At 65.3% G+C, this 16157-nt stretch carries 13 protein-coding genes; 8 read left to right on the top strand and 5 right to left on the bottom strand.

Features of this window, described 5'->3' with window-relative positions:
- Positions 1–6: 6 nt before the first annotated feature.
- The 6 genes from neuB to IPM49_15215 are packed head-to-tail and all read left to right on the top strand — an operon-like array spanning position 7 to position 6613.
- Positions 7–1020, top strand: coding sequence for an N-acetylneuraminate synthase (gene neuB / locus IPM49_15190; GenBank protein ID MBK9275865.1), 1014 nt, complete (start codon positions 7–9; stop codon positions 1018–1020).
- A gap of 3 nt (positions 1021–1023) precedes the next feature.
- Entirely contained in the window at positions 1024–2307 is a 1284-nt protein-coding gene (locus tag IPM49_15195; GenBank protein ID MBK9275866.1) for a GNAT family N-acetyltransferase, read from the top strand.
- Positions 2304–3770: an aminotransferase class I/II-fold pyridoxal phosphate-dependent enzyme gene (locus IPM49_15200; GenBank protein ID MBK9275867.1), complete on the top strand. Its 1467-nt coding sequence runs from the start codon at positions 2304–2306 to the stop codon at positions 3768–3770. The genes IPM49_15195 and IPM49_15200 overlap by 4 nt, the downstream gene beginning before the upstream one ends.
- Positions 3767–4489, top strand: a complete 723-nt coding sequence (locus IPM49_15205; GenBank protein MBK9275868.1) for an acylneuraminate cytidylyltransferase family protein — start codon at positions 3767–3769, stop codon at positions 4487–4489. Before IPM49_15200 ends, IPM49_15205 begins: the two co-directional genes overlap by 4 nt.
- The gene (locus IPM49_15210) at positions 4486–5838 is read left to right on the top strand and encodes a glutamate-1-semialdehyde 2,1-aminomutase (GenBank protein MBK9275869.1); all 1353 of its coding nucleotides are present in this window, start codon (positions 4486–4488) and stop codon (positions 5836–5838) included. Before IPM49_15205 ends, IPM49_15210 begins: the two co-directional genes overlap by 4 nt.
- 1 nt (position 5839) lies before the next feature.
- Complete coding sequence (locus IPM49_15215) at positions 5840–6613, top strand: SDR family oxidoreductase (GenBank protein MBK9275870.1); 774 nt, start codon at positions 5840–5842, stop codon at positions 6611–6613.
- Here IPM49_15215 and IPM49_15220 read toward each other — a convergent pair whose 3' ends face one another.
- Positions 6614–7756 carry a hypothetical protein gene (locus tag IPM49_15220; GenBank protein MBK9275871.1) on the bottom strand — a complete coding sequence of 381 codons (1143 nt, stop codon included), beginning with the start codon at positions 7754–7756 and terminating at the stop codon, positions 6614–6616.
- Positions 7757–7762: 6 nt separating this feature from the next.
- Positions 7763–9238, bottom strand: coding sequence for a polysaccharide biosynthesis C-terminal domain-containing protein (locus IPM49_15225; GenBank protein MBK9275872.1), 1476 nt, complete (start codon positions 9236–9238; stop codon positions 7763–7765).
- Positions 9239–9299: 61 nt separating this feature from the next.
- Here IPM49_15225 and IPM49_15230 point away from each other — a divergent pair, with 61 nt between their 5' ends.
- Entirely contained in the window at positions 9300–10193 is an 894-nt protein-coding gene (locus IPM49_15230; GenBank protein MBK9275873.1) for a class I SAM-dependent methyltransferase, read from the top strand.
- A complete protein-coding gene (locus IPM49_15235; GenBank protein ID MBK9275874.1) occupies positions 10094–11533 on the top strand; it encodes a hypothetical protein in 1440 nt (479 codons plus the stop codon). Before IPM49_15230 ends, IPM49_15235 begins: the two co-directional genes overlap by 100 nt.
- Before the next feature lie 8 nt (positions 11534–11541).
- Here IPM49_15235 and IPM49_15240 read toward each other — a convergent pair whose 3' ends face one another.
- From IPM49_15240 to IPM49_15250, 3 genes are read right to left on the bottom strand one after another with little or no spacing between them, the layout of a single operon-like run.
- A complete protein-coding gene (locus IPM49_15240) occupies positions 11542–11940 on the bottom strand; it encodes a DUF2147 domain-containing protein (GenBank protein MBK9275875.1) in 399 nt (132 codons plus the stop codon).
- Positions 11941–11982: 42 nt separating this feature from the next.
- A complete protein-coding gene (locus IPM49_15245; GenBank protein ID MBK9275876.1) occupies positions 11983–15177 on the bottom strand; it encodes a M1 family metallopeptidase in 3195 nt (1064 codons plus the stop codon).
- Positions 15178–15198: 21 nt separating this feature from the next.
- Positions 15199–16152, bottom strand: a complete 954-nt coding sequence (locus IPM49_15250; protein MBK9275877.1) for a YihY/virulence factor BrkB family protein — start codon at positions 16150–16152, stop codon at positions 15199–15201.
- Between the last annotated feature and the right edge of the window lie 5 nt (positions 16153–16157).

The raw sequence follows: 16157 nt of genomic DNA on the forward strand, positions 1-16157 counted from the left end.
GCCCCGATGGCCCGCACCTACATCATCGCCGAGGCCGGCGTGAACCACAACGGCAGCCTGGAGCTGGCGTTCCGCCTGGTCGACGAGGCGAAGGCCGCCGGTGCGGACTGTGTGAAGTTCCAGACCTTCAAGGCCGAGCGCATCGTCACGGCCAGCTCGCCCAAGGCGAACTACCAGCTGGAGGTCACCGACCGCGCCGAAAGCCAGTTCGACATGCTGCGCAAGCTGGAGCTGGACCGCGAGGCCTTCGCGCGCATCCAGGACCGTTGCCGCCAGGTGGGCATCGACTTCATGAGCACGCCCTACAACCCGGAGGATGCGGAGCTGCTGAACGGGCTGGGCGTGGACGCCTTCAAGATCGCCAGCGGGCAGGTGGTGGAGCTGCCCTTCCTGCGGCAGGTGGCGCGCTACGGCCGCCGCATGATCGTGAGCACCGGCATGGCGGACATGCAGGAGGTGCGCGAGGCGGTCGACGCCATTCGCGGCACGGGCAACAGCGACCTCTTCATCCTGCAGTGCAACACGGACTACCCCTCGCGCGTGGAGGACGTCAACCTGCGCGCCATGCTCACCATGCGCGACGAGCTCGGGGTGCGCGTGGGTTACAGCGACCATGTGCCGGACAACTACGCCTGCTTCGCGGCAGTGGCGCTGGGCGCGGAGATGATCGAGAAGCACTTCACACTGGACAACGCCATGCCTGGTCCGGACCACAGCAGCAGCCTGGAGCCTGCGGCCTTCCGCGAACTGGTGAAGGGCATCCGGGCGGTGGAACTGAGCCTGGGCGACGGCATCAAACGGCCGGGTGAACGCGAACGCGCGAACACCTACGGCATGCGCCGCAGCCTGGTGGCCGCGCGTGAGCTGCCGGCGGACCATGTGCTGTCGGAGGCCGACCTGGGTTTCAAGCGGCCCGCGAACGGCCTCTCCCCGAAGCATCTGGACGCCGTGGTGGGGCGACGGCTGGCGCGCCCTCTCCGCATGGATGAAGCGCTCACCTGGGACCACCTGCACCCCTGAGCCATGGGCCAGCGCCGCATCGGTCCCGACGACGCCCGCCTCCTTCAGGCCTTCCTGGACGGTGCCGGCGACGCGCTCCGCAGCTTCCGCTATTTCGCGAAGCGCACCCCGGAGGTGCTCCACCAGCACGCCTGCACCTGGCTGTGGATGGAAGGGGAGGAGCCCGTCGCCTACGGTCATCTCGACCGCGAGGACGGCGTGGTGTGGCTGGGCATCGCGGTGCAGGAGCGGCACTGGGGTCGCGGCTTCGGTGCGCACATGATGCGGCTGCTGCTGGACAGTGCGCGGGGCATGGGCATCACGGCCCTGAAGCTTGCGGTGGACGCGGACAACCACACCGCCATCCGGCTGTACGAGCGCTATGGTCTCGTACAGGCCGGGACGGGTGAAGGCATCCTCTTTCTCACCTGCGACCTCACCCCGAAGCGCGAGGCGGTGATGAGCTCGCTGGCGTTCGCAGGCATGGCGCCGGAGGCCATGATCGCCGAGGCCGATCGCGAGTTCATGGCGTTGGAGTTCAGCAGCGGCATGCCGTTCCACCCGGACATGACGGAACTGTTCCGCACCGCGCCCATGCGCCGCTTCGCACACAACTACTTCCCCGCACCGGCCGATCCCTTCGTGCTGAACCTCGGCAGCGCGGACGATGGCATCCGCGATCGCAGCATCGCCCATTGCGTGCAGGGCATGGAACTGAGCCATGCGGTGGGCGCGCCCTTCTTCTCGGTGCACGCCGGTTTCTGCGTGGACCCGCGTCCCAGCGAGCTCGGTCGACGATTGGAACAGGTGGCGCGGATCGACAGGGCGCTGCACTGGGCACGCTTCACCGAGGCGGTGCGGCAGGTGCTGGCGCGCACGCGGGATCTGCCCACGGGTCTGCTGATCGAGAACAACGTGCTGGCCCCGGTGAACCGCTATGCCGACGGCACCAACCCCCTGCTCTGCGTGGACCAGGAGGAGCAGCTGCGCCTCCTCGCGGATGTCCGGGATGCACGGCTGGGTCTGCTGCTCGACACGGCCCACCTGAAGGTCAGCGCCCGCACGCTGGGCTTCGATCCGGTGGCCGCGGCCACCGCACTGCTGCCTGCGGTGCGCTGCGTGCATCACAGCGACAACGGCGGCGAGGTGGACGACAACCAGGGCTTCGGAGCGGACTACTGGTTCCTGCCGCTGATGGACCGTTCGGGGCATGCCGTGCATGTGCTGGAGACACGGAAGACGCCGCCTTCCGAACTTCGCCGCATGGAGCGGCTGCTCTTTCCCGAACGCGACCGACCATCCCGATGAACGACACCCTTGCCGACCTGCTGATCCGCGACGACCGGAGCGTGCGCGATGCGCTGGCCGTGATCGACCGCAACGCGCAGGGCATCTGCTTCGCCGTGGACGGTGATGGGCGCCTTACCGGGGTGCTCACCGATGGCGACATCCGGCGTTCGCTCCTGGCCGACGGCTCCCTGGACCGGCCGGTGGCCGAGGTGATGCAGCGGAGCTTCACCGCCCTGCCGGTGGACACGCCCGCCGAGCACATCCAGGCCCGGCTCAACGGCACCGTGCGGCACATCCCGCTGATCGACGCGCAGGGCGTGCCCGTTGACTTCGCCAGCCTGCGCCGCACGCACCGCATCCAGGTGATGGCGCCACAGCTCGACGGCAACGAGCTCAACTACGTCACCGACTGCCTGCGCACGGGCTGGATCAGCTCGCAGGGCGCCTACGTGAAGCGCTTCGAGACCGGGTTCGCGGAACGCTGCGCCATGCCGCACGCCCTGGCCGTGAGCAACGGCACGGTGGCCATCCACCTGGCTCTGGTGGCGCTGGGCATCGGGGAGGGGGACGAGGTCATCGTGCCCGACCTCACCTTCGCCGCCAGCATCAACACCATCCTTCACGCCGGCGCCACGCCCGTGATCGCCGATGTGCACCCGGTGACCTGGACGCTCGATCCCGCCGAGGTGGAACGCTTGATCACACCGCGCACCAAGGCCATCATGCCGGTGCACCTCTACGGCCATCCCTGCCACATGGACGAGCTGATGGCCATCGCGCGCAGGCATGGGCTGTTGGTTGTGGAGGATTGCGCCGAGGCGCTTGGTGCGCTCTACAAGGGACGGCCGGTGGGCAGCTTTGGCGATGCGGCCACCTTCAGCTTCTTCGGCAACAAGACCATCACCACCGGCGAGGGGGGCATGACGCTCTTCCGCGATGCGGCAGTGGCCGCCCGGGCCACGATGCTGCGCGACCACGGCATGGACAAGCAGCGCCGCTACTGGCACCTGGAGGTCGGCTACAACTACCGGATGACCAACGTGCAGGCGGCGATCGGCGTGGCGCAGCTCGAGCGGCTGGATGCCTTCGTGCAGGCCAAGCGCGACCTGGCCACGGTGTACACCAAAGGCCTGGAGACCATCGGCGGCCTCGGCGCGCCGCCCGAGGAGCCCTGGGCGTTCAATGGGTTCTGGTTGTACAGCTGCCTCATAGGCGACGACTTCGGCCTCGGCCGCGACGAGGTGATGGACCGCATGGCGCGCAACGGCATCGAGACCCGACCGTTGTTCCACCCCCTGCATGTGATGCCGCCGTACGGCCGGTACGTGCGCCCCGGACAGCGCTTCCCCGTGAGCGAACGCCTCTCACGAGCGGGGCTCAGCCTGCCCAGCAGCGTCACCATCACCCGGGCCGAACAGGAGCGCGTGCTGGAGGTCCTGAACACCATCAAGCACACCCGGCAGCTCCACGCCCAGGCATGAGGGTGCTCTACCTGATCCCGGCGCGCGGCGGCAGCAAGGGGCTGCCCGGCAAGAACGTGCGTCCGCTCCTGGGCCGGCCGCTGATCGCCTGGTCGGTGGCGGCCGCACTGGAGGCGGCGCGCACCCGGCCCGGGCGTGTGGTGGTGAGCACCGATGATGCGGTCATCGCGGAAGCCGCCCGCAGCGCCGGCGCCGAAGTGCCTTTCATCCGCCCTGCCGAACTGGCCTCCGACACGGCCTCGTCCATGGATGTGGTGATCCATGCGCTGGATCACGTGGAGGCCGCCGGCGAGCACGTCGACCTGGTCTGCATGCTGGAGCCCACCTCGCCCCAACGCACCGCGGCGGACGTGCTCGCCGCCATGGACCGGCTGTTGTCCACACCCGATGCGGAGAGCATCGTGGGCGTGTGCCGAACGGAAGGCGGACACCCCGCCTTCCTGGCCCGCATGACCGGTGCCCACTTCATCCGGCCCTACGAGGGGGATCGCTTCGTCTTCAAACGGCGGCAGGAGATCGATGACGTGTACTTCTTCGAGGGCAGCATGTACATCGCACGCACCGCCTCGTTGCGCGAACGGCGCAGCTTCTACCACGAGCGCACGCTGGGCCATGTCATGCCCAAGTGGAAGTCGTTCGAGGTGGACGACCTCACCGACCTCACGATCATCGAGGCGCTGATGAAGGCCAGGCAGGAAGGAACGATCGACGACCGATGAACTGGAGCGACCGACTGCATGCCGCGATCCCCGGAGGTGCGCACACCTACAGCCGGGGCGACGACCAATACCCGTCCAACGCGCCGCCCATCCTGAGCCACGGCAAGGGGGCTTACGTGTGGGACCCCGACGGCCGCCGCTTCCTCGACTACGGCATGGGGCTGCGCGCGGTGACCCTGGGGTATGCCGATGAGCGCGTGAACGCGGCGGCCATCGCCGAGATCGGCAAGGGCAACAACCTCACACGGCCCTCCGTCACCGAGCTCGAGGCGGCCGAAGGCATGCTTTCGCTCTTCCCGTGGGCGGGCATGGTGAAGTTCGCCAAGAACGGCAGCATCGTCACCACCGCCGCCGTGAAGCTCGCGCGCGCCTTCACGGGCCGCACCCACGTGGCCATCCCGGCCGGGCAGCCGTTCTTCACCTACGATGATTGGTTCATCGGCAGCACGCCCATGGACCGCGGGATCCCGGTGGAGCACAAGGCGCTCACGCTGAAGTTCGACTACAACGACATCGCCTCCCTCGAGCGCCTCTTCATCGAGCATCCCGGCCGCATAGCCTGCGTGCTCATGGAGCCGGCCACCTCACTTTCCCCCTGTCCTTCCTCCTGCGGCGGGCTGCTCGATCCCTGCTCCTGCGCGGGATGCCCGCAGCGTTCGCTCAACTTCCTGCATCAGGTGAAGGCCCTCTGCGCGAAGCACGGTGCCGTGTTCGTGCTGGACGAGATGATCACCGGGTTCCGCTGGGACCTGCGGGGTGCCATGAAGGTCTACGACGTCGAACCGGACCTCGCCACCTTCGGGAAGGGCATTGCCAACGGGTTCGCGCTGGCGGCGCTCATCGGCCGGCGCGAGATCATGGAGCTGGGCGGCATCCGGGAGGCCGGCGCCGAGCGTGTCTTCCTCATCAGCACCACCCACGGCTCCGAGATGTCGGCCTTCGGGGCGTTCAATCGCACGGTGGAGATCTACCGGAGCGAGGACATCACCGGCCACCTGTGGCGCTACGGTCGGCGTCTGATCGAGGGCCTCAATGCGCTGGCGGCCGAGGCGGGTGTGGCGTCGCACTTCGAGGCGCACGGCTTTGGCTGCTCTCCCTATTACACCACCCGTGATGCCGAAGGACAGGTCTCCCTGCCCTTCCGCACCCTTTGGAGCCAGGAGATGATCAAGGGCGGCGTGCTGATGCCCTGGGTGGCGCTTTCCGCCGCGCATGGTGATGCGGAGCTGGACCTCACCCTCACGGCCGCGCGCAAGGCCTTCGCCGTGTACGCCGCCGCGCTCGGTGATGGCCTCGACAAGCACCTCGTGGGCCCTTCCGTGAAGCCGGTCTTCCGAAAACTCAACTGAGATGGGCCTGCTGGACGGCAAAGTGGTGGTCATCACGGGCGGCGCCGGGCGGCTGGGCCGGGTGTTCACCGAGGCCGTGGTGGGTGCCGGCGGTCGGGTGGTGGTGGCGGAAGTGATGAACGAACGCACGGCGGCCGTCATCGAGGCCCTCCGCTCCGCGCATGGCGATGCCGTGGAGGGCATGGCCTGCGACATCACCGATGCGGACTCGCTGGACCGGCTCATCGCCGGATCGGTGCAGCGCTTCGGCCGCATCGATGCCCTGGTGAACAACGCTTACCCGCGCAACGGCGCCTACGGAAGGCGGTACGAGGAGGTCACCTACGCCGACTTCGTGGAGAACGTGGGCATGCACGCAGGCGGCTACTTCCTCGCATCGCAGCGCTTCATCGCGCATTTCCAGCGGCAGGGGCACGGCAACATCGTCAACATGGCCAGCATCTACGGGGTGGTGGCCCCGCGCTTCGAGGTGTACGCCGGCACGGACATGACGATGCCGGTGGAGTACGCCGTGATCAAGAGCGGGGTGCTGATGCTCACGCGCTACATCGCCGCCCACTGCGCGGGGATGGGCATCCGCTGCAACGCCATCAGTCCGGGCGGCATCCGCGACGGACAGCCGGAGGCCTTCCTGGAACGCTACCGGGATCATGCGCTCACTAAGGGCATGCTCGATGCGCAGGACGTCGCGGGCACCCTGCTGTTCCTGCTCAGCGACCTTTCCGGGTACATCAACGGGCAGAACCTCGTGGTGGACGACGGCTGGACGCTGTGATCAGTAGGGCACGCAGCGCTCGGCGAAGACCTGTTCGATGAGGGGTTTCATCTGCCCGAACAGGCGCTTGTACATCGGCGGTGCGTTCCGGGTATATCGCTCCAGGAAGGACGTTGAATAGTGGTAGGTGATCCGTTCGCTGGGGTAGAGTACGGATAAGTAGAAGCAGGCCGTGGAGACCAGTGCATACACATGAGATACATGCGGCGCCCACGCTGCGAAGGAAACCTCTGCGGCTATCCCGAAGTGCGTTTCATTCAACAGATGATGCCTGATACCGCGCTCGTTCAAGCGAGCGATCGTTCGTTCGATCGACAAGCGGGATTGACGCGGGTGTGGTTTTAGGACGAAGTATTGGTCTTTCTCATCACCCAGGTCCTCGATGATCCTGTCCATGTAGTCCGCCCAGAACCGATCCGGTACCTGGTACATATCCACGGCCTCAAGCAGCACGAACACGATCGGCGATGAAACCGGTACCGGCACCTTGGCCGGATAGTGATCCGGCTTGAGCAGCATTTCAGCGATACCGGCGAAATCGACACCCAGGTCAAGCTCATGGACCAGGGTCGCGTCCCTACCTCGGGCGGTGAGGTATTTCCGGAAGGGACGTGCGAACAGGACATGAAGGCTTCCGGGTACCGCTCCGGGTGTATTCCAGTAGATGTAGTCACCCTGGCCATGCTCGAAGTAGCTGACCTCCGCATCCGGTCGGAGGATCCGAAGCGAACGGAGGATCTGACATTCGGTATGTACGTGAAGGGATACGCTCATCCCAGGTGGAGTGGCAGGAAGCTCCTCAGCCAGTCGTTGCATGATGCGACGGTCCGAACGGTGCTGATAGCGCTGGAGGAGGAGGCCGTAGAGCGGACGGATGAAAGCGGCCTCCTTCCATTTTCGGATCATCCGCCGAAGGAGGCCGGGTCTGAACGAATGCTCTTCAGAGGCCTCCGCTGACAGATTGGTGATCCGTGTCCATTCGTGAAGCCCGGCCGCCCTTCGGATAGCGTCGATGACACTTGAACGACGCACGCCCAGGTCGACGATGAGGTGGTCAAGGTGACCCGGCAGGTGCGTCCTCTTCGCATAAAGGGTGAGGAGCAGCGCGCTAAGGTGCGATGTGCAGACAAAGACACGAAGCATGACGATTCACTGGATGCGTGACCAACGAAGCGGGAATTGATCCAGCCACCCGCCACCAAGCCTGAATAGCGTAAGCGCTGCCAGGTACAACCCGCTCGCCACCAAGGTCCGGATCAGGATCCGCCAAACCGGGTGGATGTCGATGTCGAACAGGCCGAGCGTCGCCCAGAGTGTGCCGATGATCACGACGATGTACAGCGAGCTGCGTGTGAACGGCTGCATGCGATAGTGACGGCGGATGAACTCGAACTTCAATCCGTTGTAGAGCATACTGGCCAAGCAGGAGGAGATCGCGGCGCCCAAAGCCCCGTAGCGAGGGACCAGTAACACGTTGCCCACGAGCGTGGCGACCAGCAGTGTCACCATGAACACCGAGCCGTAGATATACCGGTCAGAATTTGTGAGGATGGGGTGGTTCACTCCCGTGGCCATGTTCACCAGCGCTCCAAGAGCGATGACCATGGTGATGATGGCACCATCGGCGTAACCCTCGGGAAGGAAACCGAGCGCATCCTTCACGTTCAGCACCACAAGAAGGAACATGAGCCCGCCGAGCAGTAGGAAGCCATGAGCGGAACGGTAGTAGATGCGCTGGACCGCCGAAAGGTCGTTCGTGGCCAACGCATGGGAGATCGCAGGACTGGCGATGCGCTCCGAGGCTGTCAAGGGGATCTCAATGACCAGACCGATGAAAGCCGCCACGCTGTACACTGCCACCTCGCTCACTGCGATCTGGCCAACGAAGATCGAGTCGATGTATTTAATGGTGACGGAGTTGATCGATGTGAAGGTGATGATCGAGGCGTATCGGAGTATGGCGCGAAGACCGATCGCACGGTCGATGTGGCCGAGGTCGGGCCGGAGCCTTGGCTTGTCCACCGTGAGGATGTACGCGAGCAGCAGAGCGGCCTGAACGGTATAGGTGAGCACGAACAGGTAGAGGAAGGTTCCGCCGCCGAAGAGCCCCAAGGAATACATGACGATGACGGCGATGAACATCAGGCGAAGCACGATGTCGTTCACCACCGTGGGGAATACCGACCTCAGGAGCGCCAAGCAATAGGCATTGAAGCCCAGCACAAGTGTGTACGACGCCGACAGGATGAGCACATGTGGAAGATGGCGTGAGAAGATGCCGCTTTCCGTGCCGTACAGCTCCTCCAGGAACGGGCTGGCCAGGAACAGTGCGAATGTTCCGACCAACAAGGTGATGGCCATGTACATGACAAGGAAGCCGAAGAACCCGCGATGCCCGCTTTCCGGATGGTGTAGCCTCGGCAGGTAACGAACGGTCACCGAGCTGATCCCGAAGGAGAGCAGGCTGGCGACCACCGAGGCGAACGAGAGGATGAGCCGGGTGAGGCCAAGCTCCTCCTTCGTCAAGAGAACGGGCTGAACATACAGCAGACTCACCGCGCCGATCAATGTGCCGGCATAGACCACGAGCGTGTTGCGGATCCCCTGCCTCTTTACCTCACCCATGCGCTTCGTTGATCGGACGAAAGTAGCGTGGAGGCACTGCCCAGCTGTTTACTTTGCCGGCATGGCCAAACCCACCCATGCCCTCTTTGATGAACTGGTCCGAATGGGGCTGATCGGCGAGGATACGCTGGTACGATTCCATCCATCTGTGCGCGACAGGTCGGATGTGGAGGTCTGGCGCTGTGAACGAAGCGGGGTCATTCTCCTCGACCGGATCGACCACATCGGCACGGACTATTATCCGGAACAGGAGGGGCTGACCTATTGGGACCCCAAGGGCAGGGCTCAGGGGCTGGTGGCCACCCGGGAGGATGACATGCGTCGGGCGCGCCAGCTATCTGACCATGTCGCAGGTCGAAGCTATGTGGACATAGGTACCGGTCTTGGTGGGGTGCTGGACCTTGTGAGGCCCATCGCGGCCAAGGTCGCCGCCGTGGAGCCCCAAGCAGAGGCCGCTTCAATGCTCCGGGAGCTGGGATATGCCGTTCATGCCAGCGCTGAAGAGCTATCCGGATCGGGTGAGCGGTTCGATCTGGCATCGCTGTTCCATGTGTTCGAACATATGACCTGTCCGCTGAAGGAGCTTCAGGCCATCCACGCACTGCTGGTCCCGGGAGGAAAGGTCGTGGTTGAGGTTCCGCACGCCGGGGACGCGCTGATCACCCGCTTTGCATGCATGCCCTTCCGGAACTTCACCTTCTGGAGCGAGCACCTGGTGCTGCATACTAGGGTCAGTCTGGCTCGCTACCTGGAATTGGCCGGATTCACGGACGTACAGGTGTCCGGGGTCCAGCGATATCCGCTTGCGAATCATCTTTTCTGGTTATCGCAGGGAGCACCTGGCGGCCAGGCGCGATGGCCGGATCTGAGGTCGGGACCCGTGGAAGAGGCCTATGCGGCCCTGTTGGACAAGGCCGACCTGACCGATACGCTTGTCGCGATCGGGACGAAGTAGTTCAGTCGTTAGCTTTGGGGAAAAGAGCGGTCATGCGTTCTCCCATCATTGCTTGTGCCCTGGGGTTTTCCATCGGTGCCGTATCACAGAATTATTCATGGGTCGGTACATATGCCGGAGATGGCTCACCCGGCCTTGTGAACGGAGCGGTCGATGTGGCCAGGTTCCATGCACCCTATGGCATCGCGATCGACGATAGCGCAGGGGTGATGTATGTGGCGGACGCGCAGAACCACTGCATCCGTCGGATCCAGAACGGTGGTGTGACCACCTTGGCGGGAAGCGGTTCACAAGGCGACCAGGATGGACAAGGTGCGAACGCCAGGTTCTATGTGCCGACAGGTGTTTACTACCATGATGGACATGTATACGTCACGGACAATGGCAATCACAAGGTCAAGCGGATCGATCAACAGGGCAACGTGGTGACCATCGCCGGTACAGGTGCACCGGGTACGACGAACGGCCCGGGCAGCATCGCCAAGTTCTATAATCCCGTAGAAGTTGCCGTGCGGCATGATGGTGTGGTGTTCGTGTCCGATTATGGGAACCACACGATCCGAAAGATCGAGAATGGCGTGGTCTCCACGTTCGCTGGTAATCCCGGGAATTCAGGCGACCAACTGGGTACAGGCATCAACGCGCGGTTCAACCGCCCCACAGGTATCGCATTCGATACCCTCGAAATTCTCTATGTCGCGGACCAAATGAACCACAAGGTGAAAGTGATCTCATCGACCGGTGTGGTCAGTCTGTTGGCCGGAAATGGCAATCAGGCGAGCGTGGATGGCCTGGGTCCTGCCGCTTCGTTCACACGACCGACATACATGGCGTGGGATCCGACCGGTGGTCTGATGGTGGCCGAATGGATGGGCAACCTGATCCGAAGGATCACCCTTCAGGGTTCGGTCACCACCGTTGCAGGAACAGGGCAGGTCGGCTACTTTGACGGACCTGTATTGGATGCCATGTTCAATGCACCATATGGGATCGCGGTGGACACAAGGGGAAATGCCTACATCGGTGACAAGGAGAATCATGTCGTCCGGTACCTTGCAAAGGAGGGCGAAAGCCTGCTCAACCTCTCCGACCTCTCCACCACCACCCCCCTCATCCTCCACCCCAACCCCGCCAGCTCCATGGCCACGGTGCGATGGTCGGGCCCTTCCGCCCCTGCGACCGCGGAGCTGATCGATGCCCGGGGCGCCCGCGTACAGGCCGATGTGCGGCGCTTCGCCGATCGTGTGGAACTGGATGTCGCCGCGCTTCCGGCCGGGCTCTACACGGTGCGACTGAGCGGCGACGCGCTGGTGGGTACGGCCCGGTTGGTGCGTGACTGAGCCTGCGCTCAACGACCGGTGGCCCGCACCCAGGTCTGCGTGCGGTACAGGAAGGCGATGTAGCCCCGCACCTTCAGGGTGCCGTCCTCCACCCACAGCTTGCAGCTGTACTCCTTGCCGTTCTCCGGGTCCAGGATGGTGCCATCCTCCCACGCATCGCCGTCAGCCACCATGTCGCGGATCACCTCCAGGCCCAGGATGAGCTGGTTCTTGTGGTCCCCGGGGCAGAGGTCGCACACCGCATCCAGCTTCGACCTGTCGTACAGGTCCACGATGCGGCCGTAGGCCTTGCCGTTGCGCACCGTGATCTCCACCACGCTGCGCGGCTTTCCGGTGACGTCATCCACGGATGACCAGCGCCCGGTGATGTCGTTGGCGGAGCGCGGGGGCTGGGCGGCCGCGGGCATGGCGACCGCCAACAGGCACGGAAGGAGGAGCGCACGCATGGGTCAAAAGGTACGGCCGATGCCCACGACATAGCGGAAGGCGACGTGGTCGGTCCCGCTCACCGGGATGGAGGAGAGCACAAGCGGCATGTCGAAGCGGAGGGTGAGCGGTTCAAGGTCCACCAGCGGGCCCCAGCGCTTGATGGTGAGGGCGGCGCCCAGGCCGGCATCGGCGCGGGGGGTGGCCAGCTCCAGGCGCTGTGCATCGCCATCGGTGCGGCGGTAGCCCATGCTGCCCACATCGCCGAAGAGGTACACGTCCAGGTGCAGGTACCGGTGCAGGCCCCTGGGGCGGAAACGGACCAGCCCGTCGAGATCGAGCTCGGCGTTGAGCGCCATGCCGGTATTGCCGCGGTAGGTGAGCACCTGGGCGCCATCGGCGGTGGTCTCCGGGGCCAGATAGCCCGCATAGCCGCGCAGGTTGAGCCCGCCGCCGTGGTGGAAATGGCCCACTTCCGCGCCATAGGCGCCCGTCCAGTCGTTCGGCACCGGACCGATGCTGCGGGTGAACTTGTTCTCCATCAGTTCCTCGGGTGCCGCGCCGTTGAGGTAGAGCCCCGTCTCCACGTTGTTGGTCCCGGTGCCGTATTGGGCCAGCCCGCGCAGGTGCAGGTCGAGCCCGGCGAAGCGCAGCGTGTTGCGGGTGGTGATGCGCACATGGGCGCCCTGGTCCACCGAGCCCGCCACGGGTTGTCGCAGGCGCAGCTCCGCGCGGCCGCGCAGCGGACCGGCGCGGTAACTGCGGTCCACGGTGAGGTCCAGCAGGCCGGAGAGCGCGTTCAAGGTCCACTCGTCGGGGTACAGCAGGTAGGTGAGGTCGCTGGTGTCCCGCCGGATCATGTAGCGCATGTCGGCGCTCACGGTGGTGCGTTCGTCCGGTATGGTCCAGCTGGCGCCGCCGCCGTACAGCTCCAGGCCGTCCAAGTGCCGGGCCTGCACGCGGACGCTGGAGCCCTTCAACAGGCGCGTGGTGCCGGTGCTGTAGCGCAGCACGTAGGAGAGGGCGTCGTGGCGGGTGTCCACACCGCCGTCGGGCAGGGCCTGGCCCAGGCCGGTGTTCACCCAGGCGGACAGCCTCACTTGATGCGTATGGCGGAAGTAGCTGCCGTGGAGGTGGGCGCCCACTTTGAGGCCGTCGAAGCCGTTCCACCACAGGTCCGGTCGACCGAAGGCCTCGTAGTGGCGGCGGTCGGGCGGGTTGCGCACGTGGTGATCGAAGGCGATGCTCACGGCTCGCGGCAGGCTGTTGTCCGGCTGGTAGGCGTCGGCCAGGCGCAGGCTGGTGTCGATGCGGACGGAGGCGATGCCCGTGGGGATGTCCACGCGGGCCACATACGTGCGCCGGAGCCTGTCCCAGCCGGTCCAGCGCGGCAGCACGGTGGCCGTGGTCGGCTTCGTATACCAGCTGGTGGGAATGTGGAAATCGTGCACCGTTCCGTCGCGCGCGGTCACCTGCAGGTCGATGGGCATGGCGATGCCACCGCGCCGCCGCAAGCGGATGGTCTGCCCTTCGCTGCGCATGCGGCGTGTGATCCCGCACACCCGGTAGTCCACCAGCTTGTCCGTCGTCAGCCAGGCATCGAAGAAGGGGTTGAGGTCCACGCCGGTGCTGCGCACGAAGCTCTGCCGCATGTCGGCCACGGTGGGGTGGCAGAGGTACCATTGCCGGAAGTAGTGCTGCAGGGCGGCGAGGAACACGCTGTCGCCGAGCAGGTACTGCAGGTTGTACAGCATGGTGGCCGTCTTGTAGTAGACGTGTCCGTAGCCGCCGCCGCGCCCTTCCACCGGACCGAAGCCATCGCTGTGCGTGTCGATGGGCGGCAGTTCGTTGCGGACGGCATCGCGCATGTATCCGCGGTACACCTCGGATTCGCGCACAAGTTCCGGCCGGGTGAAGCGGGACACGTAGCGCCCTCTGGGCGCGTCCTCCACCAGCGTGTCGCCGTCGATGTGCTCCAGGCCCCAGCTGGTGAGGAACTGGGTGAAGCCCTCATCCAGTAGGGCGCGGTAAGTCTCGTTGTTGCCCACCATCCCATAGAACCAGTTGTGGCCCACCTCATGCACCAGCAGGCCGCGGTACTCAGGGTCGCGCCCACCATCGAGCGTCAGCATGGGGTATTCCATGCCGTCGCGCGCATCGGCCACCACCATCTTGGGGTACACATAGGGGCCGATGTCGCGGCTGAAGGTCTCGATGATGCGCGCGGTGTAGCCCGCGGCGTTCTGCCAGCCGGCGGCGTGGGGTTCCTGGGCCAGCGCGATGCACTGCACGCCGTTCCACCAGGCCTCGCCGATGCGGTAGGTGGGGTCGGCGGTGAAGGCGAAGTCGTGCACGTTCTCCGCGTGGTAGCGCCAGCGTTTGCGGCGTCCGGGTTCGTAGGGCGTCACCACGCTCGGGGCTTCGTTCCAGGGTTTGCCGGCGAAGCGGGCCAGGTCGAGCCGCTCGCGGAGTTCGCGGGGCAGCACCTCGTCGCGGTTCTGCAGCCAGCCGGTGGCCTCCACCACCATGTCGTTGGGCATGTCCAGGGTGACGTCGAAGGTGCCGAAGTCGCCATAGAGCTCGTGCCCCAGGTGTTGCTGTGTGTCCCAGCCCATATGGGCATCGTACACGGCGATGCGGGGATACCAGTGCACGCCGTCGTAGTGCTTGAAGCCCCAGGCGTTGAAGAGCTTCATGCGCCGCTGCACGTCCATGCCGTAGTGGGTGGTGAAGGCCATGGTGAAGGTGATGCGGCCGCCGGGCGGAAGCGGTTCGGGCAGCCAGGCCTTGAGCATGGTGTTGTCCAGCTCGGTGCGCAGGTCGATGGCGCCCGTGCGCAGGTAGGCCAGGGTGGTGCCATGCTCCACGGTGTCACCACGTGTGGGGCGCCCGTGCTCCATCAGGTCGGCGTGCGAGCCGGCGTTGTAGGCGTTCTGGTAGAGGTGGAAGAAGACGTGGCGCAGCGTGTCCGGGCTGTTGTTCCAGTACAGCAAGGTGCCCTCGCCCTCGATGCGGTCGGCCACCTCGTCCAGCCGTGCGCGCAGGGTGTAGTGCACGTCCTGCTGCCAGTAGGCCTCGTGCGGGGGGCGGTTGCGCCAGTAGTGGGGGTTGTCGGCGTTGCGGTAGGTGTTGGGCGGGTGCAGGGCGTCGAAGCGCTGCGCCAGGGCCGGGGCGAGCAGGCACAGGAGCGCCAGGGGCGTCAGGGACCGGTGCGTCACGCTCCGAAAGTACCGGATCGCTCAGGGACGGCGGACAGGCCGCAGTTCCGTGCTGTGCACGTGCCGGGCGCGCGAGATGCTGATGTTGAGCTCGTAGCCCACCAGCAGGGCGATCATGTTGAGGTAGATCCAGAACTGCACCGCGAGGATGGCGCCGATGGAGCCATAGAGGGCGTTGTAGTCGGTGATGTTGCCGAAGATGAAGGCCAGGGCCTGCGAGAGGACCAGGATGAGGACAAGGGCCAGGATGGCGCCGGGGGTGATCAGGCGGAAGCGCCTGCTGGTGGGGTCGCCGGCGTTGTACAGCAGGGCGATCATGGTGAGCACGAGCAGGGTGCTGATGCCCCATTTGGCGGCGAAGAGCCCGGCCACCTCGAACCATCCGGTGACCAGGCCGTGCGTTTCCAGCCAGGCGATCACCGTGTTGCTGAAGGTGAGCACCGGGATGGCGATCACCACCAGGATGGTGAGGGCGAGCAGCAGGCCGAGGCTCAGCAGCCGCTGCTTGAGGGCGCTGTGCCAGTGGGTGAGGTTGGTGCTGCCGCTGAAGCCGTGGAGGATGGCATCGATGCTGTTGCTGGCGAGGTAGACGCCCACCACGAAGCTCACCGAGAGCAGGGTGCCGTGCTTCTTCACCACGAGGTCGTGCAGGGTGCCCTCGATGAACCGGTAGACCTCCAGCGGGAGCATCTCCTGGAAGGTGGCGAGCAGCTTCACCTGGAAGTCGGCGATGGGGATGAAGGGGATGAGGGTGAGGAGCACGATCACCGCGGGGAAGAAGGCGACGAACAGCTTGAAGGCGATGGCGGAGGCGCGGGTTTCCAGGCGGCCGGTGGCCAGGGCCAGGAAGAAGAAGCGCGAGATGGCGTAGAGGCTGAAACCACCGAAGCCGGGCAGGCGCACGCGCTTGGCCCAGCGCACCAGCTCGCGGAAGGGCCGCGAGAACAGGAGCTTCCGTTTGAGGCGCTCCACCATGGCGG

Source organism: Flavobacteriales bacterium (genome assembly GCA_016715895.1).
In the GTDB taxonomy this organism is placed as follows: Bacteria; Bacteroidota; Bacteroidia; order Flavobacteriales_F; family PHOS-HE28; genus PHOS-HE28.

What these genes read in the sequence shown, in the direction of transcription:
- IPM49_15220 (MBK9275871.1), bottom strand. Translation starts at nt 7,756, where the DNA reads ATGCTTCGTGTCTTTGTCTGCACATCGCACCTTAGCGCGCTGCTCCTC.
- IPM49_15215 (MBK9275870.1), top strand. Translation starts at nt 5,840, where the DNA reads ATGGGCCTGCTGGACGGCAAAGTGGTGGTCATCACGGGCGGCGCCGGG.
- IPM49_15250 (MBK9275877.1), bottom strand. Translation starts at nt 16,152, where the DNA reads ATGGTGGAGCGCCTCAAACGGAAGCTCCTGTTCTCGCGGCCCTTCCGC.
- IPM49_15205 (MBK9275868.1), top strand. Translation starts at nt 3,767, where the DNA reads ATGAGGGTGCTCTACCTGATCCCGGCGCGCGGCGGCAGCAAGGGGCTG.
- IPM49_15210 (MBK9275869.1), top strand. Translation starts at nt 4,486, where the DNA reads ATGAACTGGAGCGACCGACTGCATGCCGCGATCCCCGGAGGTGCGCAC.
- IPM49_15240 (MBK9275875.1), bottom strand. Translation starts at nt 11,940, where the DNA reads ATGCCCGCGGCCGCCCAGCCCCCGCGCTCCGCCAACGACATCACCGGG.
- IPM49_15200 (MBK9275867.1), top strand. Translation starts at nt 2,304, where the DNA reads ATGAACGACACCCTTGCCGACCTGCTGATCCGCGACGACCGGAGCGTG.
- neuB (MBK9275865.1), top strand. Translation starts at nt 7, where the DNA reads ATGGCCCGCACCTACATCATCGCCGAGGCCGGCGTGAACCACAACGGC.
- IPM49_15225 (MBK9275872.1), bottom strand. Translation starts at nt 9,238, where the DNA reads ATGGGTGAGGTAAAGAGGCAGGGGATCCGCAACACGCTCGTGGTCTAT.
- IPM49_15230 (MBK9275873.1), top strand. Translation starts at nt 9,300, where the DNA reads ATGGCCAAACCCACCCATGCCCTCTTTGATGAACTGGTCCGAATGGGG.
- IPM49_15195 (MBK9275866.1), top strand. Translation starts at nt 1,024, where the DNA reads ATGGGCCAGCGCCGCATCGGTCCCGACGACGCCCGCCTCCTTCAGGCC.
- IPM49_15235 (MBK9275874.1), top strand. Translation starts at nt 10,094, where the DNA reads ATGGCCGGATCTGAGGTCGGGACCCGTGGAAGAGGCCTATGCGGCCCT.